This window comes from Bradyrhizobium cytisi (assembly GCF_008123515.1).
Taxonomy (GTDB): domain Bacteria; phylum Pseudomonadota; class Alphaproteobacteria; order Rhizobiales; family Xanthobacteraceae; genus Bradyrhizobium; species Bradyrhizobium cytisi.
In genome coordinates, this window is the sequence record NZ_VSSR01000031.1 from 1 (window position 1) to 26,364 (window position 26,364).

General features: G+C 62.5%; 21 protein-coding genes and 1 pseudogene. 10 read left to right on the plus strand and 12 right to left on the minus strand.

Annotation, left to right across the window (positions count from 1 at the left end; translation table 11 throughout):
- Positions 1-17: 17 nt before the first annotated feature.
- Positions 18-257 (minus strand): hypothetical protein, encoded by a 240-nt coding sequence (locus tag FXB38_RS19765; protein ID WP_148752659.1) that lies wholly within the window; start codon positions 255-257, stop codon positions 18-20.
- 120 nt (positions 258-377) lie between these two features.
- The gene (locus FXB38_RS19770) at positions 378-4,250 is read right to left on the minus strand and encodes an Ig-like domain-containing protein (RefSeq protein WP_148752660.1); all 3,873 of its coding nucleotides are present in this window, start codon (positions 4,248-4,250) and stop codon (positions 378-380) included.
- A gap of 1,017 nt (positions 4,251-5,267) precedes the next feature.
- Here FXB38_RS19770 and FXB38_RS19775 point away from each other — a divergent pair.
- A pseudogene (locus FXB38_RS19775) lies at positions 5,268-5,525 on the plus strand (IS630 family transposase); the annotation flags it as partial.
- On the opposite strand, the gene FXB38_RS19780 reads toward FXB38_RS19775, so the two are convergent.
- On the minus strand, positions 5,522-6,361 hold the full coding sequence (locus FXB38_RS19780; RefSeq protein WP_148752662.1) for a universal stress protein: 840 nt from the start codon (positions 6,359-6,361) through the stop codon (positions 5,522-5,524). The pseudogene FXB38_RS19775 and the gene FXB38_RS19780 overlap by 4 nt on opposite strands.
- Before the next feature lie 195 nt (positions 6,362-6,556).
- Here FXB38_RS19780 and FXB38_RS19785 point away from each other — a divergent pair, with 195 nt between their 5' ends.
- Entirely contained in the window at positions 6,557-8,080 is a 1,524-nt protein-coding gene (locus FXB38_RS19785) for a bifunctional aminoglycoside phosphotransferase/ATP-binding protein (protein WP_148752663.1), read from the plus strand.
- A 25-nt stretch (positions 8,081-8,105) separates the two neighbouring features.
- On the plus strand, positions 8,106-9,080 hold the full coding sequence (locus FXB38_RS19790; RefSeq protein WP_148752664.1) for a CHAD domain-containing protein: 975 nt from the start codon (positions 8,106-8,108) through the stop codon (positions 9,078-9,080).
- A gap of 84 nt (positions 9,081-9,164) precedes the next feature.
- Here FXB38_RS19790 and FXB38_RS19795 read toward each other — a convergent pair whose 3' ends face one another.
- The 4 genes from FXB38_RS19795 to FXB38_RS19810 form a co-directional block, all read right to left on the minus strand.
- The gene (locus FXB38_RS19795; RefSeq protein ID WP_148752665.1) at positions 9,165-9,623 is read right to left on the minus strand and encodes a RidA family protein; all 459 of its coding nucleotides are present in this window, start codon (positions 9,621-9,623) and stop codon (positions 9,165-9,167) included.
- Positions 9,624-9,644: 21 nt separating this feature from the next.
- Entirely contained in the window at positions 9,645-11,336 is a 1,692-nt protein-coding gene (locus FXB38_RS19800; RefSeq protein ID WP_148752666.1) for a benzoate-CoA ligase family protein, read from the minus strand.
- Between the two features lie 147 nt (positions 11,337-11,483).
- On the minus strand, positions 11,484-12,002 hold the full coding sequence (locus FXB38_RS19805; protein ID WP_187435004.1) for a MarR family winged helix-turn-helix transcriptional regulator: 519 nt from the start codon (positions 12,000-12,002) through the stop codon (positions 11,484-11,486).
- Positions 11,986-12,255: a hypothetical protein gene (locus FXB38_RS19810; protein WP_148752667.1), complete on the minus strand. Its 270-nt coding sequence runs from the start codon at positions 12,253-12,255 to the stop codon at positions 11,986-11,988. The genes FXB38_RS19805 and FXB38_RS19810 overlap by 17 nt, the downstream gene beginning before the upstream one ends.
- Between FXB38_RS19810 and FXB38_RS19815 the strand changes: the two genes are divergently transcribed.
- Both FXB38_RS19815 and FXB38_RS19820 read left to right on the plus strand, forming a co-directional pair.
- Positions 12,254-13,426, plus strand: coding sequence for an ABC transporter substrate-binding protein (locus FXB38_RS19815; RefSeq protein WP_148752668.1), 1,173 nt, complete (start codon positions 12,254-12,256; stop codon positions 13,424-13,426). The genes FXB38_RS19810 and FXB38_RS19815 overlap by 2 nt on opposite strands.
- Positions 13,427-13,456: 30 nt before the next feature.
- Positions 13,457-13,915, plus strand: a complete 459-nt coding sequence (locus FXB38_RS19820) for a cupin domain-containing protein (protein WP_148752669.1) — start codon at positions 13,457-13,459, stop codon at positions 13,913-13,915.
- A 96-nt stretch (positions 13,916-14,011) separates the two neighbouring features.
- Here the strand turns inward: FXB38_RS19820 and FXB38_RS19825 are convergent, their stop codons facing one another.
- From FXB38_RS19825 to FXB38_RS19840, 4 genes are all read right to left on the minus strand, one after another.
- A complete protein-coding gene (locus FXB38_RS19825; RefSeq protein ID WP_148752670.1) occupies positions 14,012-15,262 on the minus strand; it encodes a flavin-dependent oxidoreductase in 1,251 nt (416 codons plus the stop codon).
- A 52-nt stretch (positions 15,263-15,314) separates the two neighbouring features.
- Positions 15,315-17,666 carry a bifunctional salicylyl-CoA 5-hydroxylase/oxidoreductase gene (locus FXB38_RS19830; RefSeq protein ID WP_148752671.1) on the minus strand — a complete coding sequence of 784 codons (2,352 nt, stop codon included), beginning with the start codon at positions 17,664-17,666 and terminating at the stop codon, positions 15,315-15,317.
- An 85-nt stretch (positions 17,667-17,751) separates the two neighbouring features.
- Positions 17,752-18,588, minus strand: a complete 837-nt coding sequence (locus FXB38_RS19835; RefSeq protein ID WP_148752672.1) for an enoyl-CoA hydratase family protein — start codon at positions 18,586-18,588, stop codon at positions 17,752-17,754.
- A 43-nt stretch (positions 18,589-18,631) separates the two neighbouring features.
- The gene (locus tag FXB38_RS19840) at positions 18,632-19,393 is read right to left on the minus strand and encodes an SDR family NAD(P)-dependent oxidoreductase (RefSeq protein ID WP_148752673.1); all 762 of its coding nucleotides are present in this window, start codon (positions 19,391-19,393) and stop codon (positions 18,632-18,634) included.
- A gap of 214 nt (positions 19,394-19,607) precedes the next feature.
- Between FXB38_RS19840 and FXB38_RS19845 the strand changes: the two genes are divergently transcribed.
- The 5 genes from FXB38_RS19845 to FXB38_RS19865 are packed head-to-tail and all read left to right on the plus strand — an operon-like array spanning position 19,608 to position 25,315.
- Positions 19,608-20,408: an alpha/beta fold hydrolase gene (locus FXB38_RS19845; protein WP_246229997.1), complete on the plus strand. Its 801-nt coding sequence runs from the start codon at positions 19,608-19,610 to the stop codon at positions 20,406-20,408.
- 7 nt (positions 20,409-20,415) lie between these two features.
- Positions 20,416-21,705 (plus strand): acyl-CoA dehydrogenase family protein, encoded by a 1,290-nt coding sequence (locus FXB38_RS19850; RefSeq protein ID WP_148752675.1) that lies wholly within the window; start codon positions 20,416-20,418, stop codon positions 21,703-21,705.
- Positions 21,706-21,707: 2 nt separating this feature from the next.
- Positions 21,708-23,234 (plus strand): class I adenylate-forming enzyme family protein, encoded by a 1,527-nt coding sequence (locus tag FXB38_RS19855; protein WP_148752676.1) that lies wholly within the window; start codon positions 21,708-21,710, stop codon positions 23,232-23,234.
- Positions 23,231-24,319, plus strand: coding sequence for an NAD/NADP-dependent octopine/nopaline dehydrogenase family protein (locus tag FXB38_RS19860; protein ID WP_148752677.1), 1,089 nt, complete (start codon positions 23,231-23,233; stop codon positions 24,317-24,319). The genes FXB38_RS19855 and FXB38_RS19860 overlap by 4 nt, the downstream gene beginning before the upstream one ends.
- A 3-nt stretch (positions 24,320-24,322) precedes the next feature.
- Positions 24,323-25,315 (plus strand): 3-hydroxybutyryl-CoA dehydrogenase, encoded by a 993-nt coding sequence (locus FXB38_RS19865; RefSeq protein WP_148752678.1) that lies wholly within the window; start codon positions 24,323-24,325, stop codon positions 25,313-25,315.
- Here the strand turns inward: FXB38_RS19865 and FXB38_RS19870 are convergent.
- Positions 25,312-26,358, minus strand: coding sequence for a 2,5-dihydroxypyridine 5,6-dioxygenase NicX family protein (locus FXB38_RS19870; RefSeq protein ID WP_148752679.1), 1,047 nt, complete (start codon positions 26,356-26,358; stop codon positions 25,312-25,314). The genes FXB38_RS19865 and FXB38_RS19870 overlap by 4 nt on opposite strands.
- Between the last annotated feature and the right edge of the window lie 6 nt (positions 26,359-26,364).

The following is a 26,364-nucleotide window of genomic DNA, read 5'->3' on the forward strand; positions in this document are numbered from 1 at the left end:
ACTTTAGATTCACGTGACTAGCTCACGAGATGCCAATCGGCTGCTGCATTGATCGTTCCGATTTGAGTCTTGGCCTCGACCTGTGTGCCGTTCATATCCCGGACCGACAACTCATGAGTGGCATCGTTCTCGAACAGAAGATCGGTCTTGCCATCGCCTTTGTAGTCACCCTTGCCGGCAAAATGGAAGCCGGGGTCCATGACGCCGATCTGCGGGTTGGCCGTGACTTGGGTGCCTTTCATCCCCCAGACCGCCATGCCAATTGTGGTTGGGTTGAGAAACGGCAGGTCGGTCTTGCCATCGCGGTGATATTGCGCCGATGTCGTGATGCTGAACGCACCAGTCGTGAGGTCCGCAGTGCGCGTACCAAGCGTTGCTTACGCAATGTGCCAATCGTTAGGGATCAAGTTCGCATTGGCGACTTGATGCGCGGCGCCAATCTGCCCATTATCCCAGATCGACACCGCCCCATTGTCGTTGCGCCAGAGGATGTCACTGTGACCATTGCCGTCGAAGTCGCCGGTGCCGGCGATATGCCAGCTATTTGGGACGACGCCCGCCGCAGCCATGATATGGGCCTTGCTGATGTCGCCGTTATCCCAGATCGACACTGCGCCATTGTCGTTGCGCCAGAGGATGTCGCTCTGGCCATTGCCGTCAAAGTCCCCGGTGCCGGCGATATGCCAGCTATTGGGGACGACGCCCGCCGCGGCCACGATATGGGCCTTACTGATGTCACCGTTATCCCAGATCGACACTGCGCCATTGTCGTTGCGCCAGAGGATGTCGCTCTTTCCATTGCCGTCGACGTCGCCCGTGCCGGCGAAATGCCAGCTATTGGGGACGACGCCTGCTGCGGCCACGATATGGGCCTTGCTGATGTCGCCTTTGTCCCAGATCGACACTGCGCCATTGTCGTTTCGCCAGAGGATGTCGCTCTGGCCATTGCCGTCAAAGTCGCCGGTGCCGGCGATATGCCAGCTATCGGGGACGACGCCCGCCCCGGCCACGATATGGGCCTTGCTGATGTCGCCGTTGTCCCAGATCGACACTGCGCCGTTGTCGTTGCGCCAGAGAACGTCGCTCCGGCCATTGCCGTCGAAATCGCCGGTCCCGGCGAAATGCCAGCTATCGGGCACGACGCCCGCTTGGGCAATGATATGAGCCTGGTTCATGTCGCCATTGTCCCATATCGACACTGCGCCATTGTCGTTGCGCCAGAGAATATCGCTATGGCCATCGCCGCTGAAATCGAAATTGGCGGTCAGGTCGAGGGTGGTCACTGCAAGTGCGTTCGACGCGTTGCTGGTGTTCCCCGCGGCGTCAGTTGCTTTTGCAATGATGCTATGGGCCCCCTCCGCCAACGTCGATGTCGCAATGCTGAACACGCCAGTCGTCAAGTCCGCAGTGCCTGTGCCGAGCACCGTCGTGCCGTTCGTGTCGTAAAGCGTCACCGTGCTACCAGCCTCAGCCGTTCCGTCGATCAACACTTGGGTGAAGCCCGTGATATCGTCGCCTTTGATGCCGCTGTCCGTCGTCGCGTCGAGGGACAGGCCGGTCGGCGGGACCGGCGCCGTGGTGTCCTCCGTCACGGCAAGGACAGCAGATGCCGCGCCGGTATTCCCCGCCGCATCGGCCGCTTTCGCGGTGATATTGTGCGTCCCCTCGGCTAGCGCCGCTGTCGTAATGCTGAACGCACCAGTCGTCAGGTCCGCAGTGCCTGTACCGAGCACCGTGGTGCCGTTGGTGTCGTAAAGCGTCACCATGCTGCCGTGCTCGGCCATGCCGTCTATCTTGACCTGCGCGACGTTGGTGATGCGATCGCCGAGCGTACCGCTGTCCGTCGTCGCGTCGAGGGATAGGCCGGTCGGCGCGACCGGCGCCGTGGTGTCCTCCGTCACCGCGAAGACGGCGGACGCAGTGCTCGTATTCCCCCACGCATCGGTCGCCTTCGCGTTGATATTGTGCGTCCCATCAGCCAGCGCCGATGTCGTGATACTGAACGCACCAGTCGTCAGGTCCGCGGTGCCCGTGCCAAGGACTGTGGTGCCGTTGCTATCATACAGCGTCACCGCGCTGCCGCGCTCGGCCGTGCCGTCGATCTTGACATGCGCAAAGTTGGTAGTGCGATCGCCGATCGTACCGCTGTCGGTCGTCGCGTCGAGCGACAGGCCGGTCGGCCGGACCGGCGCCGTCGTATCCGGATGGACGCTGACCTGAGCTACTGCCGTTTGCCACCATCCGTTGGCGACATATTCACCCGATATCCAGAACCCGTTCGGGTTGTTCGGATCGGCTATTGCAGTCGAATAGGTGCCCCAGCGCTGGTCGTTCAGAGCGCCGGAATCGAAAAACGTACTGCTCGCCTGGTAAAGCGTCGGCGCGGTGAAGTCGGAAGCGCCGGCGCCGAGCACCGTATAATAGTCGGAAGGGTACATGTTCGGCCCGGAGGCCGAAAAATTGATGAGCACGTCGCCGTTCTGGTCGACCGCAATCGAAGGGGTGAACACGGCCACACCCGTGCCGATTGAGGCGCCGGAAATGACGTTCCCCATGACATATTGCGGATTCGTGGGATCGGTGACATCGAGCTTGAACCACTCGATTTGCGCGAGCCCCCCCGCGCTCGGCATGGCTTCGCTCACGCCATAGACGTAGTTGTGTCCTCCCGAGGAAGTGAAGGCAAGGCCTTGGATGCGCCCGTCGCCAATGCCGAGCGTCTTGGTCGTGCCCAACTGCGCGGCGGTATTGTTGCTTCCGCCCACATCGGCGTCACCGAGGTAGAGCGTTTGGGTCCCGCTGAAGCCATGCGTCGGATCGTAGGTTTGATATGTGAGCGCGGTTTGCCTCGCGGTCGAATAGGCGCCCAAATAGTAGGTCACCCCGTTGTCGCCGGCGATATTGCGCATGATGCCGCCGGCCCCTGATACGATAGTGCTGGCGTCAGGCGTGATCGCGTGGTTTCCAGCGGCTATTACGCTGCTTTCGTTGACGACGAATTCGCCGTTGTTGTAGCCGCCTCCTGCGTCGATAAATTCGGGCGCGGAGATGTAGATCTTGCCGTTGCTGACCGACAGATGGGGCATGTCCGATTGGGTCGTGGCGCCGTTGGACGTGTCGATCGAAGCCAAATACCAGCCGTCGTTCGGATTGCTATCTATCGACACGGCGATATCGATATTGGTGGCGAAGTTCCCGGTTCCCGGTTGAAAATTATCCGCGATGACCACGTAGTGGCCGGTCGAACTGTCATAGGTGGCACGCGCGTCGAGAAGGTTGTTGTCGAGCGTGGCGCCAAGCGGCGAGAACAAGCTGTGCAATGACCCGTTGGATACGATTGGATGGCCGCTCAGGTCGGTTATCTCGTAGTGAGTGGTCTCCGCGGTGAAAATGTAATTCGGCCCTACCGCCAACGCATTTTGGGGCGGAGTGTTGGTCAGGTCGGACAATCCGGAAAATGACAGGGTGACCGAGGTGGACGACGTCGGTGGCGTCGACGAATAGAAGTTGAGCGCCGGTACGCCGGCGCTGGCGCCGATCGCCGCAGCACCGTAAAGGCTTTCGATCGTGGCAAGCAGGGAATAGGGGTCAGCCGGCGAGTCGTTGACGGCCCCTGCCGGGACGCCTCCGCCGACGACGATCGCTGCAACGTGATTGGGGTAGGTCACCGCTGGATTGGTGTTGTTTTCGTCGAAGGTGACGATCAGCAGCGAATTGTTGGCCTGCGCCCAGGCAGCGTAGGCGGAGAGATTGGTCTGGATCCAGGCATCGCCCGCCGGAATCCCGCCGCCATTGTCGCTCGTCGGCGTCATGTTGTGGGTGTCGTCGGGCGAAACAAAGGAGACGGTCGGAAGGTTGGCGAAGCCGGCCGCGGTCTGAGGAAAAGTGCTGAAATCGTGACCGTCATTGGCCGAATTGGCGAAGTGGATCCAAGGTTGGCGTTCGGGGACCGCCGTGTTTTCGGCGTAACCGCCGAATGTGTAACCGCTGGCGGCGAGCGTGCTCGCCAGCGTCGGTACGCTGGCCGGAAGCTGGGGAAAGCTGCCATTGGTGTTGATGCCCTGCGTCGAGCCAGAAAACAGGGCAATGTAATTGGGCTGGCTCGGATGGGTCACACCGTAGTCGTTGGTGAGCAGCATTCCCTGAGCGACCAGCGAGTTCAGGTAAGGCGCTTGGGGATTACCTATGATGTCGGAGTAGTTCTCGTTTTCCAGGGAAAGGACGACAATGTGGCTCGGAGTCGTGGTCATGGTCGTCAGCCCTCCATTGCGGTTCGATGCGCGCAGCCTTTTTCATCAAGGTGCGCTGCTCTTTGCGTTCGCCTCTGCGGCGGCCCCAGAAGGCGGACGGGACAGACGAAGCGTGGGAGATCGCGGTGCCTGTTGGTCGAGAGAGCAGGTTCCAAGACGACCGCTGCTACAGTCTCGGAACGCGGGCTACTTGGCGTCCGCATGAATTCCCCTCCGGAGTGCGGCAATAGAGATTTAGGCGCGCCGCTGCCGCGGTCCGCTCGGCCTCTTCAGAACAGCTGATGACAGAAAGCCCCGACTCGCTGAATCCGAGACGCGACGAACTGCGATTTGTCTCGATACTCGCTGAGTTCACCTATCGAGCCAACGGCTCGGAGGGGGTACCTCATTCAATCACATGAGGGCGCGACGTGTTGAGAACCCAGTAGCCATTTCGGTCATCAGCGCTCACCAAAGGTCTGCTTGCGACCGACGACGAAGCTTGGAGCTGCAACAAAGAAAGCGATCCAGCTCACCATTCGTGCAGGAGCATTTCTTGATCCTGCGCGCAATCGAACGCGGAGGGCTCGAGGAAAGGACGGCGTAAGCGCCAAGTGTTAACGATCCACCCGATCGAGCGCCCTAGAAAGATGCTGAGAGACAATACCAGCAGGCCATCGGCGCAATCTGTTGCCGAAAATAATATCCGGCACCCTCCCAGCGGCGTATGCCGACCACCTCACCGCAACGGACGACCGGCTGCGACCCTGACCCCGGAGATTATCATTTGGAACGCGCTAGTTCCGATGTGACCAGTGCCGCCCATTGTCGCAAGCCGTAGCTTGGACCGTAGCTCAATAAGAGACTTGCGGCGCGTACCCCCGATTCAGCGCAAGGGGGAATTAAAGAAGACCATTTCGGGTACTGAGCTGAAGTTTAGCGAAGTTCGCCTGCAAGATCGGGCTTGAGGGCATGGTCTCAAAATTCCGCGACAGCGTCTAGAACCAGGTGAACCTGTTGCTCTTCCAAAGATCGCTGGCTTCGTCATGGCTCAACCAAGTCGAGCACTTGTTCGCGCCCCTTACCGATAAGAAGATCAGGCGCGGCGTCTATCGCAGCGTCGCGGCCTTCAGGGCTGACATCACATCGTTCATCGACCTACACAACGCCGATGCCAAACCGTTCCGATGGACCAAGTCCGCCGATGACATCCTTGCTTCCATCGAGCGCTTCTGCCGATATAATGCCCCAGCAGAACACGACGCGATGTTGCGAACTTCCGGTTCAGGACGCTAGTGCGACATCATCACCCAGCACGGTGGCTGGCCGATGACGGTCTTGGTCACGCCGCCCCAAACGACCTCGTTCAGGCGCGAATGGTGGTAGGCGCCCATGACGATGGCGTCGACGGCGTGGGACTGCGCCCAGCTCCCCAGCACCTTGCCGATCGAGCTGCCACTGCCCTTCACGGTTTCGAAGGACGCATAGATCCCGTGTTCCCTGAGATGATGGACGAGGCTGGTCCCGGATTGCGTGATCGCTTCGTCCTTGTCGTCCGCCACCGTGATCACCCGCACCACAGCGGCGGCTTGCAGGATTGGCAATGCGTCGCCGACCGCACGCGCGGCGCGGGCCGAAGAGTCCCAGGCAATCACGACGCTCTCGAATTCCGGTCGCAGCGCCTCCACATGCTGCTCCGGACAAAGCAGCAGCGGTCGGCCGGATTGGAACAGGAAGGTCTCAACGATGTTTTCGGTTCGGCTGTCGTGCGGCTTCACTGGAATCAGGGTGAGGTCACTGAAGCGCGCATGTTCAGCCAGAGTCGATGCGATCTGGTCCGCCGGGACCCTCCCCGATCGGCTTTGGGCCCGAATGCCGGCACGCGAGGCCGCATTGGTGAATGCATTCAGGAGCTGCTGCATGTCGCCCACCTCGCGCACAACGCTGAGTTCGGCGGATTCCGGGTCATCAGGAAACACCACTTTCGGCCGAACAAAACCATCGTCCTCGAGCGCGAGCCCGGTCACCCTGGCACCGAGATCGGCCGCAACGGCTATGCACTTCTCGATCGCGGCCAACGTGGGGGCACGCGGCTCGCCAAAGAGCGGCAGAAACACGTCCTTGATAGGCATGGGATTCTCCTTGCCGGCCAAAATGGGCCGCCTTTGGTCCGGGCGCTTGATCCTCCTCAAGCCGGGAAAGCTCCGCATCGCCAACCGACGACAGGCCTTGACGGAAGTCAAGGACTGGTCGCCGTCCCGACTTAAGCGTTACCCTGGTTTGCGGCCGGACCGCTCGGCGCCCTCATCTGCAATAAGCCGGCAGGGATGACAGACAATACTGCGACCCAGGAACGGATCTTCGCGACACTGACTGCACGTCCCGGCGTGAAGCGGATCGACACGCACGCGGCTTCAGTTTTCCTTGACGGGACGTGCGCGCTGAAGATCAAGCGGGCGGTCAAATATCCGTTTCTCGATTATTCGACACTCGAGAAACGCAAGGCAGCCTGTGAGGAGGAGGTCAGGATCAACCGGCCGCATGCGCCGCAGATCTATCATCGCGTCGTGGCCATTACAGAAGAGCCGGACGGATCAGTGAAGGTCGACGGCCGCGGCCGCCCGATCGAATATGCCGTCGACATGTCACGTTTCGACGAGAGCCGGACGCTGGATCATCTGGCGAAGGCCGGACAGTTCGATGCGGACTTTGCGTCGGCCGTCGCCGACGCGATCACAGCTTCGCATGCTGCGGCGACGCGCGCTGACGGCAAGGCCTGGACGTCCTCCATCCCCGCCCTGATCGACGGCAACAGCAATGGCCTGCGGAGCGGCAATCATTTCCCGGCCGCGGGGATAGAGCAGCTTGCACAAGTCTCGCACGTGGCATTCACGCGCGCCCGTCCCTTGCTTGAAGAACGCGGCCGCCAGGGTTTTGTGCGCCGCTGCCACGGCGATCTGCATCTTGCGAATATCGTGCTGATCGGGCAGCAGCCCGTGCTGTTCGACGCCATCGAGTTCGACGCGCAGATGGCGACTGTCGACGTGCTCTACGACCTCGCCTTCACCCTGATGGATCTGCTGCGCCACAATCAGCCGCTGGCAGCCAACACCGTTCTGAACCGGTATCTTGCCGCGACGCCGCTGGAAAACCTCGACGCCCTCGGCGCACTGCCGCTATTCATGTCGGTTCGCGCCGCGATCCGGGCCCAGGTGGCGCTGGCGCGGCTGAAGTCTCCGCATTCCGACGATGCCGGCATTCTCGACGAGGCGCGCCGCAATTTCGACCTTGCCCGGGCGCTGATCCAGCCTCCCGCGCCCCGTCTGATCGCGGTGGGTGGACTATCCGGCACCGGCAAGACAGTTTTAGCACGCGCGCTCGCGCCGACCGTCGCTCCGCAGCCGGGCGCCGTCGTGCTGCGCAGCGACGTCATTCGCAAGCAGATGTTTGGTGTCGCCGACACGGAGCGGCTGCCGCCATCCGCATACACGCCCGAGCTCGCAGCGCGGGTCTACGCGACGTTGGCCGAGCATGCCCGGCGTGTGCTGACCCAAAGCCATTCCGCGATCGTCGATGGCGTGTTTGCCCGCGATGTCGAGCGAGACGCCTTCGCCACACTGGCTCGGGATTGTAACGTGCCTCTCACCGGCCTCTTCCTCGTCGCGGATCTGGCGACCCGGCAGGCCCGCATCGGCGGTCGCCGCGGCGACGCATCCGATGCGACGCAAGAGGTTGCGGCGTTGCAAGAGCACTATAATATCGGCCACATCGGTTGGGCGACCATCGATGCATCCGGGACACCAGCGCAGACGCTCCAGAGCTGCCGGGACGCAATCGCTAAGGGCAGATAGGGCAATCTGATTGGCGCGGGCTAGGATGGCGCGACCCACCACGAACTCGACGGCGACCGCCCGCGCCAGGCCGGCCGCGAGCCGGAATACGCTGCCCGGTCGCCTCAGCCCCGGCATGGCCTGCGACACCGCCTTTCGGATCATCGCCCGCCGTCATCTCGCCGCTGTCCTCGCCCAGCATGACGGGACCTGTCGTGGCGATCCGGAGGCGCTGCATCAGATCCGAATCGCACTGACCCATCTGCGAACTGCCATTCGCTTCTTTTCGCCCATGGTCGACGATGCGCTGCGCCCCAAAGTCTGGGCCGAGTTGAAATGGCTGAACAGCCAACTCGGCATGGTGCGGGACCTCGACGTCGCCATTGAACGCGTCGTCGCCGAGACCGGCGACGAGCTCGCGGTGATCGCCGAGCTCCAGCACTGGGACGAGAAGCGGGCCGAAAGCCATCGCCTCTTGGCCCGCGCGCTGCAGTCGGCGCGATATCGTCGTCTGGTCGAACAGACATCGAGCTGGATCGAGAGCGGCCCCTGGTCGACCAGGCGCAGCAAGGAGGCCATCAGGCTGCGCCGCTGCCCGCTCGCCGACCACGCGACGGAGCAACTGACCGAATGGGAGAAGACGCTGCTCAAGAAGGCCAGGAAGCTGCGCAAGCTCGACGTCGGGAAACGGCACAAGCTGCGGATTCTCAACAAGCGACTGACCTATTCGATCGAGTCGCTGCAGGACTTGTTTGCCGACGACTCGCTGACGAAGCAGAAGTCGATCCTCAAGCAATTGCGCAGGGCGCAAAAGTCGCTTGGACAGTTAAATGATGATGCGCGCGGTCAAACGCTGGCCGCGTCGTTGAACGAGGCCGTTCCCGAGGCCGGCATTCGCTTTCTCGATCGCAAGCGAGAAAAGAAGCTGTTGCGAACGGCTTCGACGGCCTATCGCAAGCTCGACAAGGCCAAACCATTCCGCTCCTCCGACCTGACGCCGAATTCGGAGCCGAAGGACTAACTCTACGCTGGGTCGACACCATGTCCGACGTCTATCTGAACTCACCCGAGGACGACGATCTCACCAAAGCGAGCTGAGCGTAGTTCAGCGTGGAATGACGGCGGTGGCTTCGATCTCGACGCGCGCCGCCTTCTCGACAAGGCGCACGACCTGGACAAGCGCCATCGCGGGATAGTGCGCACCGAAGACGGTACGGTAGATCTTGCCGAGCTCCTTCAGGTTCGTCAGGTATTCGTCCATATCGACGACGTACCAGGTCAGGCGCACGAGGTGCTCGGGCCGCGCGCCGGCTTCGGCAAGGATCTCCGCAATGTTGCTCAGGGTCTGGCGCACCTGCGCGACAAAGCCGTCCGCGAGACGCTCCTCGGCGTCCCAGCCGATCACGCCTCCGGTGACGACGATACGCCCTTCGGCAGCCATGCCGTTGGCATAGCCCTTCGGCATCAGCCAGCCGGACGGCTGGAGCACCTGTGCCCCAGGGCTGGTGTCGTCCTCGGCGGCACCTGGCAGCACCGCGAGTTGTGGGCCTTTCGGCGTCATCACGGACAAATCTTGATCCTCATCTCATTCTGCCGCGACGCCCGAAGACGTCGCCGCCGCCTGCGCCAATTGCCGCAAAGCAAAGCGCTTCAATTTCCCGGTCTCGGTCTTCGGCAGTTGGGTCACGAACTCAATTGCGCGCGGATATTTGTACGGCGCGATCTCGCGTTTGACGTGCTCCTGCAACTCGGCTGCGAGCTTTGCATCCGGCGTCACGCCGGCTGCGACAATGACATAGGCCTTTACAATCATCCCGCGCGCCTCGTCCGGCGCACCAACGACGCCACACTCGGCAACCGACGGATGCGTGAGCAGCGCTGCTTCCACATCCGTGCCTGCGATATTGTACCCGGATGACACGATCATGTCGTCCGAGCGCGACTGGTACCAGAAGTAGCCGTCGCTATCCATCAGATAGGTGTCGCCGGTGATGTTCCAGCCGTTCTGGACGTATTTCCGCTGCCGCTCGTCGGCGAGATAACGGCAGCCGGTCGGTCCTCGCACCGCGAGCTTCCCCATCACGCCCGGTGGCACGTCGTTGCCGTCATCATCGACGATCTTCGCCTCATAGCCGGGCACGGGCTTGCCGGTCGCGCCGGGACGAATTTCGTCCTCGGTCGCGCTGATGAAGATGTGCAGCAGCTCAGTCGAGCCAATCCCGTCCATCAGCTTGATGCCGGTGGCCTTCAGCCAGGCATCGAATGTCGGCTTGGGCAGCGTCTCGCCCGCGGAGACGCATTTTCGCAGAGAGGAAATGTCACGGCCCGGAAGCTTGCCGATCATGGCGCGATACGCGGTCGGCGCCGTAAAGCAGACGGTGGTCTTGTACTGCTCGACAGCTGAGAGGATATCATCAGGAGTTGTCTTCTCCAGCACGACGAAGGAAGCGCCGATGTGCATGGGAAACAGCACGCCGCCGAAGCCAAAAGTGAAGGCAAGCGGTGCCGAGCCGACGAAACGGTCTTTCTGCTCGGCCCGCAAAATGTTGCGCGCGTAGCCGTCACACACCGCCAGCATGTCCCGATGGAAATGCATGGTGCCCTTGGGATCGCCGGTCGTTCCAGACGTGAAGGCGATCAGGCAGATGTCGTCAGAGGCGGTGTCGACCGCCCCAAACTCCGGACTCGCATCCGCAATCAGCGCCTCGAGCGAGTCGGCCGCGCCATTGCCCCAATAGACCACGTGCTTGAGACACGGCGTAGCCAGCTTCGCCTTCTCCATCTCATCGGAGAGTTTTCCGTCGCAGAGCGCGAGCGTGATCTCCGCCTTCTGGATCGGATAGGACAGCTCTTTGGCGCGCAGCAACGGCATCGTCGCCACGCAAATGCCGCCGGCCTTGATCACCGCGAGATAGGTCGCAACCATCATTGGGCTGTTGGCGGAACGCAACAGCACGCGCCCACCGGTGACAAGACCAAGCTTGCCGACCAGCACGTTGGCGATGCGGTTCACCAGCGCCTGCAGTTCGCGATAAGTGTAGCTGACAGCGGGACTGATGACGCAAGGTGCGTCACCGTGCCCCTGCTCGACCCAGCGATCGAGGAAATAGCTGACGCAATTCAATCGTGACGGATAGCGCAGCTCCGGCCGCGTGAAGATGAACTCCGGCCAGAGCTCAGGCGGCGGCAGATGCTGCCGCGCGAATGTGTCGACATGGGCCGTCGCGGCGTTGCCGTTATGCGAGCCCGAGACTTGAACCTTGGCGGCGTTCGCCATCGCACGCTCCTTTGCGCATGGAAAGCACCCGGCAGCACTAATTCGGGAAACATTTTAGGCTTAAAACAATTTGGCGCAATAGTGGATTTTGGGCATCCCCTGCATTTTCGTGCGGCAAGATGGGATTAGCGGGCGCGTCGCCCCTGCTTAGGGCCGGCGAGCCGCGGCCGATTTCTGCGCCGACGCCTTGGTTTTGGCCAGCAACCGCATCAGCTCGCGCACATCCTTCGGCGTCAAATCGCCAAAGAGATCGGCGATCCACGTTTCGTGTTCCGCAGCCATCCTGCGAAACTCGGCTCGGCCGAGTTTCGTGAGACGGATCACCTGGACGCGGCGGTCGGTCTCCGAGGTGCGGCGGTCGAGATGACCGGATTCCACCAGGCGCTCGACGAGGCCCGTGACGTTGCCGTTGGACACCATCATGCGCTTGGAGACGTCCGACAGCGTCATGCCGTCGGGCGCCTTGTCGAGCTGCGCCATCAGATCAAACCGCGGCAGCGTGACGTCGAAGCGCTGCCGCAGCCGGCCGCGAACTTCTCCCTCGATCAAGGTCGTGCAGGTGAGCAGGCGCAACCACAGCCGAAGCTCTTCGGCATGGTCCTCCGGCGTTTCGACGGCCTTGGTCTCGGAATCGAGCATCTCGATGCAATCACTCACGGCTGGCATTGGCGCCGGCACGGATTCCCAACGTTTTGAGCTTCAAATAAATCGATGCCGACCGCAAGCCCAAAGCTGCAACAATCGACCGCACGCCAATTTCTTTAGGCTTCAAATAATTGGCGCGCCGCTTGCATGCACCGTTGCCCACACGATGGTGGCGCCTTGAGCTTGGCTTGCCGCGAGCGCCGTCATCGGCATAAGCTTGGATCGGTGTACGCGGCTTGCTGTGCAGGCCCGATCGACACAGGGGACGGATCATGAAGACGCAACTGACCTTGGCCGCAACTGCCTTGCTGCTCGGCACCGCGATGAGTCCTGCCTTGGCCCAGGAGAAGATCAAGCTGGGTGTGATTGTAACCCTGTCGGGGCCCGCCGCCGCACTGGGCCAGCAGGTCCGCGATGGCTTTGCCCTCGCGGTGAAGGATCTCGCCGGCAAGATGGGTGGCCGCGATGTCGAGGTCGTCGTGGTTGACGACGAGTTGAAGCCCGACGCGGCGGTGACGAAGGTCAAGGGGCTGCTCGAACGCGACAAGGTCGACTTTGTAGTCGGGCCGATCTTCTCCAACATCCTCCAGGCGATCCACCGGCCGGTCACGGAATCGAAGACCTTCCTGATCAGCCCCAATGCCGGCCCGTCGACATTTGCCGGCAAGGACTGCAACCCGTTCTTCTATGTGACGTCGTACCAGAACGATCAGGTCCACGAGATCCTCGGCAAGGTGGCGCAGGATCGCGGCTACAAGCGGATGTATCTCATAGTGCCGAACTATCAGGCCGGCAAGGACTCGGTCGCCGGCTTCAAGCTCGACTACAAGGGCGAGATCGTCGAGGAATCCTACATGCCGCTCAACACGCTGGATTTCCAGCCGGAGCTTTCCAAGATTTCGGCGCAGAAGCCCGATGCGGTATTCACGTTCATGCCGGGCGGTCTCGGCGTCAACCTCGTCAAGCAATACAAGCAGGCCGGCCTCGCCGACAGCATTCCGGTGCTCTCGGCCTTTACGGTCGATGAATCGACCCTGCCGGCACAGCAGGATGCGGCCGTCGGGATGTTCGGCGGCGCGAACTGGGCACCCAATCTCGATAATCCCCAGAACAAGAAGTTCGTTGCCGCCTATGAGGCCGCCTATAACGGCGTGCCCGGCACCTACGCCTTCCAGGCCTATGACGCCGCAATGCTGATTGACAGTGCCGTCAAGAGTGTGAAAGGCGACCTCTCCAACAAGGACGCCGTTGCGGCAGCCCTGAAGAAGGCGGACTTCACGTCGTTGCGTGGGTCGTTCAAGTTCAACACCAACGGCTATCCGATCCAGGATTTTTATCTGACCAAGGTCGCCAAGCGTCCGGACGGCAAATTCCAGACCGAGATCGTCCAGAAGGTTTTCGAGAACTACGGCGACCGCTATGCCAAGGACTGCAAGGCGAACTAAGGCGGCGCGGCGCGTTAAGGGAGGACTGCAATGAAGAGCGAAATCACCGGCATCACGCGGGCCAACGAGGGAATCCAGGGCATTTCCTGGAACATCCTTGGCCAGACCTATGTGCCGAAGAGCAACACCGAGAACAGCTTCTCCTGGCACGCCACGCTACCGCCGGGCACGTTCGTGCCGCCGCACATTCATCCGGATCAGGACGAATATCTCTACATGCTGGAGGGCAAGCTCGACTTCATGCTCGGCAATTCGGAAGCGCAGGCAACCCCCGGCGATCTGATCCGGCTCGGCATGGGCGTGCCGCACGGCATCTTCAACAAGTCGGACCAGACCGCAAAAGTGCTGTTCTGGGTCTCGCCGACCAAAAAGCTATTCGACCTGTTCTGGGGCCTTCACAACATGAAGGAACAGAAGCCGGAGGATGTTGTGGCGATGGCCGCCGAGTTCAACATCCACTTCCTGCCGCCGCCTCCCGGCGCGGGCTAGCGGCATGACCCCGGAAAAGTGCGCAGCGGTTTTCCGAAAGGGTCGTGCTCAATCAAAATTGGAGGCCGATGATCATTCATCGGCCTTCAGCTCGCATCAAGCGCGCACCGCCGCGAGTCCCGGCACCGCGGCGAAGCCGGCCTTGGTGGCGTAGCCGCGCACGATCGCCTCGCGCTGGGAATAGCTCAGCACATTGTCGACGTTGTCGAAACCGTCGGGCGCGAGCTGCTCGACGGCGTCGATGACGCCCTCGGGGCCGCCGCGGCGGTTGGAGCGGACGATGTCCGCCGTCATCGGCAAGCGCTTCTTCTCATATTCCATCAGCGCTTGACGCGGATGCTCGGCGCGCACGAGCGCGTCCGCAAGACAACGCGCATCGAGGATCGCTTGCGAAGCGCCATTGGAGCCAACCGGATACATCGGATGTGCGGCATCGCCGAGCAGGGTCACACGCCCGGACGACCAATAGGGCAACGGATCGCGATCACAGGTGGGATATTCGTAAAACTCCGGCGTCGCCGAAATCAGGCTCTTCACGTCGATATAGGGCACCGAGAAGCGCGCGACATGCGGCATCAGCTCCTCGCGCCGGCCCGGGCGTGACCAGTCTTCCTTCCGCGGCGGCGGCGCGTTGCCCTCGCCTACTTTCACCAGCACCGCCCAATTGGTGAGACGGCTGGCCGGGCTCGATCCCTCCGCGATCGGATAGATCACCACCTTGGCGTTGAGGCCACCGGCGACGATCATCGACTTGCCGGTGAGGAACAGCGGCCAGTCGCGCGCGCCGCGCCACAGCATCAGGCCATTCCAGCAAGGCGGCCCCTCGTTCGGGAACAGCGTGTCGCGGACACGCGAATGGATGCCATCGGCGCCAATCAGAATATCGCCGCGCGCGGTATGGACATGCGAACCAGTCCGATCGAAGAAGTAGGCGGTGACGCCGCCCTCGTCCTGCGTGAAGGCGCCGAGCCGGCAGCCGGTGTGGATTGCCTCCGCTCCGAGCCGCTCCTCGACGGCGCGATGGATGACGCCCTGGAGACGGCCGCGATGGATCGAGAATTGCGGCACGTCGTGCCCGGCGTCCACGCCGCGGGCTTCGCGCCAGACCTCCTGGCCATGGCGGTTGAGGTAGTAGAGCTGGTCGGTGCGGATCGCGACGTCGTCGAGCTTCTGCAGCAGGCCAAGACTGGCAAGCTCACGCATGGCGTGCGGCAGCGTGTTGATACCGACGCCGAGCTCGCGGATCGTATCGGACTGCTCGAAAATCTCGCAGCCGATACCGCGGGCCCGAAACATCAACGCCGTAATGAGACCACCGATACCGCCGCCGACGACAATCGCCTTCATCGCCCTTAACTCCACTCAATACACAGGCAACGGGTTAACGTCGCACGGGCGGTCACTCCGCCGCAAGCGGCTTTGTCGCCTCCGCCTTGAGCTCAGCCCGGGTCTTGGGCTTAGCCTTAATTCTCAGCTCCTCGAGATCCTGCCGGTCGCGCACGCTGTTGCGGAAAATCTGATCTTTTCCGGGCTGATATTGCGGCGGGCAGAACGCATCATTCGCCCCGTACCAGGCCGCCGCCTTCATGGTGAAGAATGGGTCGACCAGATGCGGCCGCCCGAGCGCGACGAGGTCGGCCCGGCCGGCGGCCAAAATGGTGTTGGCCTGGTCCGCGGTCGTGATGTTGCCGACGCACATGGTCGCCACACGCGCCTCATTGCGGACCTGGTCAGAGAACGGCGTCTGGAACATGCGGCCATAGACTGGCTGCGCATCGCGAACCGTCTGGCCCGCCGAGACGTCGACGAGATCGACACCGGCACCGGCGAACGCACGCGCAATGGCCACCGCATCATCGCCGGTGATGCCGCCATCCGCCCAATCGGTCGCGGAAATGCGCACCGACATCGGCTTGTGCTTCGGCCACACAGCCCGCAGGGCCTCAAATATCTCAAGCGGGAAGCGCAGCCGGTTTTCGAGCGAACCGCCATATTGGTCGGCGCGCGTGTTCGTCAGCGGCGAGATGAAGCTCGCGAGCAGATAGCCGTGGGCGCAGTGCAATTCCAGCATATCGAAGCCACAGCGCTCGCCGCGCTCGGCCGCCGCGACAAACGAATCTCTCACCGCGTTCATGCCGGCGCGGTCAAGCTCGCGCGGCACCTGGCTGTCGGGAAAGTAAGGCAGCGGCGATGCCGAAACCACGTCCCAGCCGCCTTCGTCCAGCGGGCGGTCCATGCCGTCCCACATAAGTCTGGTCGCCCCCTTGCGGCCGGCGTGTCCGAGTTGCAGGCAGATTTTTGCAGCCGAGTTGCCATGGACGAAATCCACGATGTGCCGCCACGCCGTCTCCTGCTCGTCATTCCACAATCCGGCGCAGCCGGGTGTGATCCGCGCGTCGCGGCTGACGCAGGTCATCTCGGTGAAGATCAGGCCGGCGCCACCGATTGCGCGCGAGCCGTAGTGCACGAGGTGGAAATCACCGGGGACGCCCTCCTTCGCCGAATACATGCACATCGGCGACATCACGGCACGATTGGCGATCTCCATCTCGCGCAAGCGGAACGGCTGGAACAGCGGCACCATCGGCTTGTCGGTGCTGACGTCGAAGCCTTTGCTGCGCACCTGCCTGGCGAATGACTTCTCGACTTCGGCGACGAAATCGGGCGCCCGGAGCTTCAGATTGTCATAGGTGATCGCCTTCGAGCGCGTCATTACGCCGAAAGCGAACTGCACGGGATCGAAATCCCAGAAGCGGTCGACATGTTCGAACCAGACCAGCGAGACGTCGGCTGCGTGCTGGGTCTTCTCGACCTCTTCGCGGCGGCCGTGCTCATAGACATCCAGTGCAGCTTTGATGTCGGGTGCCTTTGCCATGGCGTCAGCCAGAGCAATCGCATCTTCCATCGCGAGCTTGGTGCCAGATCCGATCGAGAAATGCGCGGTCGCCTTGGCGTCGCCGAGCAGCACCATGTTGTCCTTGACCCAACGCTTGCTGCGGATCATCGGGAAATTACGCCACATCGAGCGGTTGGTGAGCAGCTTGTGCCCATCGAGGAACCAGCCGAAGATGTCGGCCATCCGTGCAGCGGACTGGGTCTCATTCAGCCCTGCCAGGCCAGCACGCTCGAACGTCTCCGGATCGGTCTCGAAAATCCAGGTCGAGTAACCGGCTTCATATTGGTAGGCGTGGGCGATGAAAGGTCCCCACTCCGTCTCCTGAAAGATGAAGGTGAAGGCATCGAGCGGCCTGGTCGAGCCCATCCAGGCAAACTTGTTAGTGCGGAGGTCGACTTCCGGCTCGAAGTGATCGACGTGCTTCTCCCGGAAACGGCTGTTGATCCCGTCTGCAAACAAAACAAGATCGGCATCGGCGAAGCGCGACTCGTCATCGATATCCACTTCGAAATGGAGGCTGACACCGAGCTCGCGCGCACGCTCCTGCAGGATCAGCAACAATTTTTGCCGCGAGCAGCCGCAAAAGCCGTTACCTCCGACCCGATGCACCGTGCCGCGAAAATGCACGGCGATATCGTCCCAATAGGCGAACTCCTGGGTGATGCGGCGGTAGCTCGGAAGATCGTGCTTTTCGAAATTGTCGAGCGTGGCATCCGAGAACACCACGCCGAAGCCGAACGTGTCGTCGGCGCGGTTGCGCTCATACACGGCGATATCGGCGCTTGGCCGCTGCTTCTTGAGCAGGATTGCAGCGTAAAGACCCGCAGGTCCGCCACCGATGATCGCGACTTTCATGGGAGCCTCGCCAAGTCACCCGGCCATGAAAACTATTTTAAGCCTAAAATAATTTCTGGCAAGTCCCATTCCAGGAAAAGGCCGCTCAGTCGCCCCTGAACACCGGCTTGACCTTGTTGGCGAAGGCCTCGAAAGCGCGCTTGAAATCGGCCGTCGTCATGCACAGGGCTTGGGCGACGGCCTCCGCTTCGATCGCTTCCTCCACCGACATCGCCCATTCCATGGCCAGCATCCGCTTGGTCATGGTGTTGCCGAAGGTCGGCCCTTCCGCGACCTGCTTTGCCAGCAACTGCGCCTGGGCCAGCACCTGGTCCGGCGTAACGATGCGGCTGAAGAAGCCCCAGCGCTCGCCCTCCTCCGCGGTCATGAACCGGCCGGTGTACAGAAGCTCGGAGGCGCGGGACTGGCCGATGATCCGCGGCAGGATCGCGCAGGCGCCCATGTCGCAGCCGCCAAGACCCACCTTGTTGAACAGGAATGCGACCTTGGCCCCACTCGCGGCGAGCCGCATGTCGGACGCCATGGCGATGATCGCGCCGGCACCGGCGCAGATGCCCTCGACCGCGGCCACGATCGGCTGCGGGCAGGCCCGCATCGCCTTGACGAGATCGCCGGTCATCCGCGTGAACGCCGTCAGCCCCTTGGTGTCCATCTTCACCAGCGGGCCGATGATCTCGAACACGTCGCCGCCGGATGAGAAATTGCCGCCGGCACCGGTGACGACGATCGACTTGACCGCGTCGTCGAACGCGCATGCACGGAAGAAGTCGGTCAGCTCGCGGTAGCTCTCGAACGTCAGCGGATTCTTTCGTTCCGGACGGTTGAGCGTCACGGTGGCAACGCCGTCGACCGCGGCCAGCAGGAAATGTTGCGGCGAATAGTCTGCGAGCGGCACGGTGACGGGATTGGCTGGTCTACTCATGCGATCTCCTTAGTTTCCTTGTTCCGCGCCGCGGCCACGCACGCTAGATTTCGCCACCGGCGACCGCAATCGCCTGCCCGGTGATCGCACCAGCGTTCTCACTGCACAACCACAGCACGGCATTGGCCACTTCCTGAGGCGTGATCAGACGTCCCTGCGGATTGTGCTTCGCGAGTTCGGCAATTGCCTGCTCGCGGGTCCGCCCGGTCTTTTTCATGATGTTGTCGATGCTGCCGGCGACCAGATCGGTGTCGGTGAAGCCGGGGCAGACCGCATTCACGGTCACGTTGCTACCGGCCATCTCCAGCGCAAGAGAACGCACGAGACCGACCACGGCGTGCTTCGCCGCCGTGTACGCGCTCACGTAAGCGTAGCCCTTGAGCCCGGCCGTCGATGCAATCGCGACGATGCGCCCGTAGGGGCGGTCCTTCATCCCCGGCAACACTGAGCTGACAGCATGGACAACGCCCATGAAATTGATCTCCATCATGCGCGAAAAAAGGGCGCTGTCCGATTTCGCAAACGGCGCGGATTCGGCGCTGCCGGCGTTGGCGATCAGGATATCGATCGGCTTTCGCGCATGCGCTGCGGCGATCGCTGCCCTTAGTGCAGCTTCGTCCGAGACGTCGGCAACGGCTGCATAATGCGCGGCGCCTGCGCTCACCGCCTCTTCGAGAGTAGCCGCGTTCCGCCCGAGCACCGTCACGGTGGCACCAGCGCCGACAAGGGACGCAGCGATCGCGCGGCCGATGCCGCGACCACCACCGGTCACCAGCGCGTGCGGCGAATGCGGCAATGCGGACATGCGCGGGCTCCCTCAAGGTCTGCTGTCGTTCCTCCGATATATTTTAACCTTCAAAGTTTTGCAACGAAAGCGCGGATCGAGGCCGCAAACGCCCGCGCGCGAGAGAGCGGCCTGAAAATTGCTTTAAGTATAAAATTATCTCTTCCCATCCCCCACAGGCCTGTTAGCATCACCGGGCAAAGCAAAAGGATGTCGCGTGTCGCAGCCTGCGCCAATGATAACAAGGGACGGACGCTTCGCCTATGAAGCTGCGGGCGATCCGGGTGCGATACCCCTGATTTTCCTGCATGGCATTGGCGGCGCGGCGCGGGCCTGGGGGCAGCAGCTTGCCACATTCAGCAATCGTTTCCACGCGATCGCGTGGGACATGCCGGGCTATGGCGGATCAGTGCCACTCGCCAGCGTCAGCATCGCTGCCCTGGCCGATGCACTCCAGCAATTCATCGAGCAGATCGGGGCGGCAAGCCCCATTCTGGTCGGGCATTCGATCGGCGGCATGATCGTCCAGAAATGGCTGGTGCAATCGCCGAAACGGGCGCGTGCGGTCGTCCTCGCGCAAACCAGTCCGGCCTTTGGCAAGTCTGACGGCGACTGGCAAAAATCGTTCATCGCGGCACGCCTGGGTCCGCTCGATCGCGGCGAGACCATGAAATCGCTGGCACCGTCCCTCGTGAAGGAGCTCGTCGGCGACGATCCTGATCCCAAGGGCATGGAGCTTGCGCGCGAATGCATGGGGAGTGTGCCCGAAGCGAGCTATCGCGCAATGATGCTGGCGTTGATCGGGTTCGACCAACGCAGCACGCTCAAGGACATTTTCGTGCCGACGCTGCTGCTGTCTGGTTCCAAAGACAACAACGCGCCTGCGCCGATGATGGCGAGAACGGCATCCTATATTCCCGCGGCCGAATATGTCGAACTCCCCGGCGTCGGCCATCTCGCAAACCTCGAGCGGCCTGGTGCCTTCGACAAGGCTCTCGGCAGCTTCGTCGATTCCGTCGCTGCAAAACACGGATGACTGCGCCATGACCATGCAAGTCAGCAAGACCATTGGCACGAGCGACAAGGTCGCGTTGGACGCGCCAATCTTCGATCCCGTCGCGTTCCGCTTGAGCGACGAACAAGCCGGGATCGTCGCGCGGGCGCGCGAGATCGGCCAAAGCGTGTTCGCGGGTCGTGCCGCCACCTACGATCGCGAGGCGGTCTTCCCGACCGAGAATTATCGCGACCTGCACCGCGTCGGCTTGCTCGGCATCGCCGTGCCGAAGAAGCACGGCGGGCTGGGAGCGAACTACCAGACCTACGCCCTGGCAGCGGCGGAGATCGGCCGCTATTGCGGCGCGACCGCGCTGACCTGGAACATGCATGTCTGTTCGACGCTGTGGTCGGGGCCTTTGGCTGATGATCTCGACATGGATGCGGAGACCCGCGCGGAACACGAAAAGCGCCGGGCCGTCCACTACAAGCGCATCGTCGAGGACGGTGCGATCTATTCGCAACCTTTTTCCGAGGGTGGCGCGGCGGCCGCGGGTGGCGTTGCCTTCGGCACGCAAGCAAAGCCTGTCGAAGGCGGCTGGATCGTCAACGGCAAGAAGATCTTTGCATCGCTGTCCGGCCACGCCGACTATTACGGCGTGCTCTGCACGGAGATCGAGGAAGGCGAAAAGGCCTCGCGCCGCAATACGCTTTACCTCGCGATCCCAGCGAAATCGCAAGGCGTTTCCGTCGTCGGCGACTGGGATCCGCTCGGTATGCGCGGCACAGTCTCGCGAACGCTGCTGTTCAAGGACGTCTTCGTGCCGGAAGATTCTGCGCTAATGCCGCGCGGCGTCTACTTTCAGGCGGCGATGCGCTGGCCGCATATGTTCCTGACGCTGTCGCCCACCTATATGGGGCTCGCGCAAGCCTCTTACGATTTCACGGTGCGCTATTTGCGCGGCGAGGTGCCGGGCATGCCTCCGGTCAAGCGCCGGATGTACCCGACCAAGCAGATCGCGGTCGCGCAGATGCAAATCAAGCTGGAGCAGATCAAGGCGATCTGGTTCCAGGCCGTTACCGACGCGCGCGCTAATCCGAGCAAGGAGCAGGTGCTGCGGGCCTACGCCGCGCAATATTCGGTGATGGAAGGCGCCAATGAGCTCGCCACGCTCGCGATCCGCACCTGCGGGGGACAGGCGATGCTCCGCTCGCTGCCGCTGGAGCGCATCTATCGCGACAGCCGCTGCGGCTCGCTGATGCTGCCCTGGACGGCCGAGCTCTGCCTCGACCGAATCGGTCGCGAGGCGCTGTACGAGGCAAGCGAAACGGACGACTGACGGTGGACCTCTGCAGTCTGATTGATCGCAACGCGGCGTTTTCGCCAGACAAGACCGCCATCGCCTTTGAAGGGGAGCGGCTGAGCTACGCGACGCTCGCCGAGCGCATCGAACGGATCGCAACAGGCTTGAAGCAGGAGTTCGGTGTCGGCCGTGGCGACCGCGTCGCGATCCTGAGCCTGAATCGGCCCGACTATCTGGTCCTGCTCTATGCATGTGCGCGGCTCGGCGCGATGCTGGTGCCGCTGAACTGGCGGTTGGCTGTCGCCGAGCAGATCTTCATCCTCACCGACGCCAGCGTCAAGGTGCTGGTGCTCGAGCACGCATTTGAGGGAGTCCTTCCCGAACTCGCGCCGGGGACCACTGTCGTCGGCCTCGATTTTACGCCGCCGCACGGCATGACTTTCGAAAGCCTGCTGGCGCGTAAAGGAAGCAGCGGACGCAATCCGCACACCGACCTCTCCTGCCCGCTGCTCATCGTCTACACGTCAGGAACAACCGGGCGGCCGAAAGGTGCTGTGCTGCGCCAGGAGGCGGTGTTCTGGAACGGCGTCATGAGCCAGCACATGCACAATATAACGTCGGACGATCACGTGCTGACGGTGTTGCCGTTCTTCCATGTCGGCGGACTCAACATCCAGACGACTGCGGCGCTCCAGCTTGGCGCGACCGTCTCAGTCCACGCTCGCTTTACCCCGGATACGGCGCTTGCGGCCATCGAGCGGGATCGGCCGACCCTGACGGTCATGGTGCCGGCGATCATCCAGGCCGTCAGCGAGCACCCCGCCTGGGCCACGACTGATCTCTCATCGCTGAAGGCCGTCGCGACCGGCTCGACCATCGTGCCGCCGCATCTGATCGATCGCTTCGTCGCTCGCGGCGTGCCAGTGCTCCAGGTTTATGGCTCGACGGAAACCTGCCCCATCGCAGTCTATACTCGCCTCGGCGGCGACCTGTCGCGCACGGGATCAACCGGGCTTGCCGGCCTGTGCTGCGAAGCAAAAGTGATCGATCAGGCCGGCAACGAGGTCCCGGCGGGCACGCCAGGCGAGATCGCGGTCCGTGGCCCCAACGTCTTCTTCGAATATTGGGCCAATGCGGACGCCACGCGCGATGCGCTGCACGACGGCTGGTATCGTACCGGCGATATCGGCCTGTGCGACGCGGACGGCTACTTCTGGGTCCGCGACCGCAAGAAGAACATGATCATATCCGGCGGCGAGAACGTCTATCCGGCCGAGGTCGAACGGGTGCTGCTCGAACATCCAGACGTGAGCGAATGCGCCGTGATCGGCCGGCCGGACCCCCGCTGGGACGAGGTACCTATCGCCTACGTGATTCCGCGATCCGGCTGCCGTCTCGAAGCAGACGAGCTAAGAGCACACGTTCAGGCGCAGCTCGCCCGCTACAAGGTTCCACGCGACATTATCTTCGTCGCTGACATGCCGCGCACCGCGCTTGGCAAGGTTCAGCATTTCCTGCTGAAGCAGCTTGATGCGCAATCGCGCGCGCAAGGAGAAGCATCTTGAAAATTGCGGTTCTAGGTGGGGGAAACGGCTCTTTCGCGGCCGCGGGCGATTTCGCGCTATCAGCGCATGAGGTCCGGCTGTGGCGCCGTGACACAGAACAGGTCGAAGCACATCGTGCCGCCGGCTCCCGCATCCTCGTCAAGGACCATAATGGCCAGCACGACGTGAAGCTGGCGCTGGTGACCACCAACATCGCCGAAGCCATCAGCGATGCCGAGCTGATCCTGTGCCCTGCTCCCGCCTTCGCTCAGCAGGATATCGCGCGGCTCCTCGCCCCGCATCTGCGGGATGGCCAGGTCGTGTTTCTGCCGCCCGCGACATTCGGCTCGATGATCTTCGCGCAGGCTGCGCGAGATGCAGGCAATCGCGCCAAGGCAAGCTTCGCTGAGACCGGCACGCTGCCATGGCTCACGCGCAAGCATGGGTCATTCGAGGTCGCAATCACCATCCGCGCCAAGCGGCTGCCGGTCGGCGTGTTCCCGCTTGACCTGGCACCACATGCGCTCGAGGTGATTGGACGGGCTTTCCCCGATGCGATCGAGCCGTGCGGCGACGCGCTATCCGGCGCGCTGATGAACGCGGGCTGCATCATTCATCCGCCGCTGATCGTGATGAACGCAGGCCCAATCGAACATTTCGAGCGGTGGGATATCCATAAGGAGGGAACGCAAGCCGCAATCCGGCGGGTGACCGACGCGCTCGACGCCGAGCGGATCGCCGTGCGCGAGGCGCTTGGATATGGCGCACCGCATTTTCCACTCGCGCACCATTACGCCAAGGACGGCGAGATCTGGATGTATGGCCGCGGCTCGCATGATCGCCTGACGGATTCCGGCGACTGGCGCGAGCGGATCGTGCTGACCGAACACCGCTACATGCGCGAGGATCTGCGGCTTGGGTTGTCGTTGCTGGTGTCCGTCGCCGCGTTGGCGGGCGTGGCCACACCGCTCGCCAAGGCTTTGCTGGCCGTCGGCGGCGCAATCTGCGGCGAGGATTTTGCGCAAGGCGGCCGGACGTTGGAGACGCTGGGGCTTGGCAAGCTTCACAAGGCCGAATTGCAGATGCTGCTTCGTGAGGGATTCTGACCGATGACCCGTCGCGCCAACATTGCCTGTCTCGGGGCCGGACGCATGGGCCGCGGTATCGCCGTCGCGTTCGCCTATGCGGGGCACACGGTCACGATGATCGACGTCAAGGTCCGTTCAGCGGACGATTTCACCAGGCTGGAGGCGGACGCGCTTGGCGAGGTCAGGAAGACCTTTGCCAGCCTCTCGAAGCTGGGGTTGCTGGCCGAGACCGACGTTGATCCGCTGATCGCGCGGGTTTCGGTGGTGCCGGCCAGCCAAAGCGGCGCCGCGTTGTCCGAAGCCGGAATGGTGTTCGAGGGCGTTCCCGAGGTCGTCGAGCTCAAGCGCGAGGTGCTAGGGACGGCTTCAAAACAGGTCGGCCCCGACACCATCATTGCATCGACCACTTCGACCATCCTCGTTGACGATCTCTCGGTCGCGATCGTCAATCCCCGCCGCTTCCTCAACGTGCACTGGCTTAACCCGGCCTATCTAATCCCACTGGTAGAGATTTCGCCCGGCAAAGCCACCGGTTCCGGCATCATCGACCAGGTCAATGCGCTGCTCGAAGGCATCGGCAAGGTCCCTGTGGTCTGCGCGGCGACGCCAGGCTTCATCGTTCCGCGCATTCAGGCGCTCGCGATGAATGAGGCCGCGCGAATGGTCGAGGAAGGCGTCGCCAGCGCGGAGGAGATCGACAAGGCGATCCGCTACGGCTTTGGCTTTCGCTATGCGGTGCTTGGATTGCTCGAATTCATCGACTGGGGCGGCGGGGATATTCTGTACTACGCCAGCCGGTATCTGGAGGGCGCACTCCGCAGCGACCGCTACCGCGCGCCGGACGTCATTTCACGCAACATGAACGAAGGCCGGATCGGCCTGCGCACGGGAGCCGGCTTCCTCGATTATTCAGGCATGGACGTTGACGCCTATCGCGCAAAGCGCCTCCAGGCCATGGTCGACCTGCTCCGGCACTTCGACCTCGCCCGCCCGCCGGTGCTCGACCGCAGCTAGCCAAAAACGTCCTGGAGCACGCCTTCCCGCACCACCGCAACACCATCGAGCTCGATGGTCGTTCCCATCATCGGCAGGTCGAAATGGCCTGCGGTATAACGGCCGGCAAATTCATTGGCACCGGTCGAGAACAGAAAATTGCCGGAGACGGCGCGGATCTCAGTGCCGTTGGTGTCGCGCTGATCATACATTGACAGTGCCTCGTAGCGCGCACCCGGGTTCATGCCGAAACCAACATGCGAGACAGCATAAGCCTCCCGATCGCCCCAGGCGGCGAGATAGGCGCGCATCATTGCGGCATCGGTGCCCTCGCCTTCCAGCTCGACCACGTAATCGTCCTTCAACGTCATCTTCACCGGCGACGTCAGGTAGCGCTTGAAGGTGAGATTGATGTCGCCCGGGGCCATCACCAGCGTGCCATTGATCGTCCCGCTCTTGGGAAAGCTGACGACGATGCCGCCCGGCCAATGCGCCAGCGTGCCGGGCTTGTCGGTCCAGCCCCACACGCCGACCGTGGACGCTCCGACCATGTCGACGTCAAGCGCCGTACCGGCCTTCGAGGTGACCCGCATCCGCTTCGTCCCACGCAGCATCTTTGCCGCCGCGCGAACGCGCTTCTCCAGTGCCGGATCCGGCACCATCCGCTCCAGCGCCTCGGGATGCTCGTTTGAGATCACCAGGATCCGCGCGCCGGCCTTCAGGATCTCGGGCGTCTCGACCGCATGCATCAGGCCTTCGATGGTGCAATCCACCACGAATCCAGCCTGCTGAAGCGCAGTGATGACCGGCCCAAGCTTTTGGATTGCCTCACTGGCCCCGGTTGAGCGAACCGGAACGATATTCCGATTGCGTGGCGTCGGCATGACGACGTGAAAAGGCTTCGCCCCCATGCGCAACAGCGCAAGCTCTGCCAGATGTACATTCAGCGCGCGCGACTGCGTCTCCGACAGGATCGCCGCGGTATCGCCGGCCTTGACCGCGCAACGCTCAAAGATCTCGCAAAACGCGTCGATCCATTTTGCCTCGATGCGGTCTGCCAGCATGGTTTG

Coding starts and splice junctions, on each gene's coding strand:
- FXB38_RS19825 (WP_148752670.1), bottom strand. CDS start 15,262: ATGAAGGCGATTGTCGTCGGCGGCGGTATCGGTGGTCTCATTACGGCG.
- FXB38_RS19790 (WP_148752664.1), top strand. CDS start 8,106: ATGGCGCGACCCACCACGAACTCGACGGCGACCGCCCGCGCCAGGCCG.
- FXB38_RS19870 (WP_148752679.1), bottom strand. CDS start 26,358: ATGCTGGCAGACCGCATCGAGGCAAAATGGATCGACGCGTTTTGCGAG.
- FXB38_RS19810 (WP_148752667.1), bottom strand. CDS start 12,255: ATGATCCGTCCCCTGTGTCGATCGGGCCTGCACAGCAAGCCGCGTACA.
- FXB38_RS19865 (WP_148752678.1), top strand. CDS start 24,323: ATGACCCGTCGCGCCAACATTGCCTGTCTCGGGGCCGGACGCATGGGC.
- FXB38_RS19780 (WP_148752662.1), bottom strand. CDS start 6,361: ATGCCTATCAAGGACGTGTTTCTGCCGCTCTTTGGCGAGCCGCGTGCC.
- FXB38_RS19815 (WP_148752668.1), top strand. CDS start 12,254: ATGAAGACGCAACTGACCTTGGCCGCAACTGCCTTGCTGCTCGGCACC.
- FXB38_RS19765 (WP_148752659.1), bottom strand. CDS start 257: ATGGCGGTCTGGGGGATGAAAGGCACCCAAGTCACGGCCAACCCGCAG.
- FXB38_RS19830 (WP_148752671.1), bottom strand. CDS start 17,666: ATGAAAGTCGCGATCATCGGTGGCGGACCTGCGGGTCTTTACGCTGCA.
- FXB38_RS19835 (WP_148752672.1), bottom strand. CDS start 18,588: ATGAGTAGACCAGCCAATCCCGTCACCGTGCCGCTCGCAGACTATTCG.
- FXB38_RS19785 (WP_148752663.1), top strand. CDS start 6,557: ATGACAGACAATACTGCGACCCAGGAACGGATCTTCGCGACACTGACT.
- FXB38_RS19845 (WP_246229997.1), top strand. CDS start 19,608: ATGATAACAAGGGACGGACGCTTCGCCTATGAAGCTGCGGGCGATCCG.
- FXB38_RS19850 (WP_148752675.1), top strand. CDS start 20,416: ATGACCATGCAAGTCAGCAAGACCATTGGCACGAGCGACAAGGTCGCG.
- FXB38_RS19805 (WP_187435004.1), bottom strand. CDS start 12,002: ATGCCAGCCGTGAGTGATTGCATCGAGATGCTCGATTCCGAGACCAAG.
- FXB38_RS19800 (WP_148752666.1), bottom strand. CDS start 11,336: ATGGCGAACGCCGCCAAGGTTCAAGTCTCGGGCTCGCATAACGGCAAC.
- FXB38_RS19840 (WP_148752673.1), bottom strand. CDS start 19,393: ATGTCCGCATTGCCGCATTCGCCGCACGCGCTGGTGACCGGTGGTGGT.
- FXB38_RS19820 (WP_148752669.1), top strand. CDS start 13,457: ATGAAGAGCGAAATCACCGGCATCACGCGGGCCAACGAGGGAATCCAG.
- FXB38_RS19770 (WP_148752660.1), bottom strand. CDS start 4,250: ATGACCACGACTCCGAGCCACATTGTCGTCCTTTCCCTGGAAAACGAG.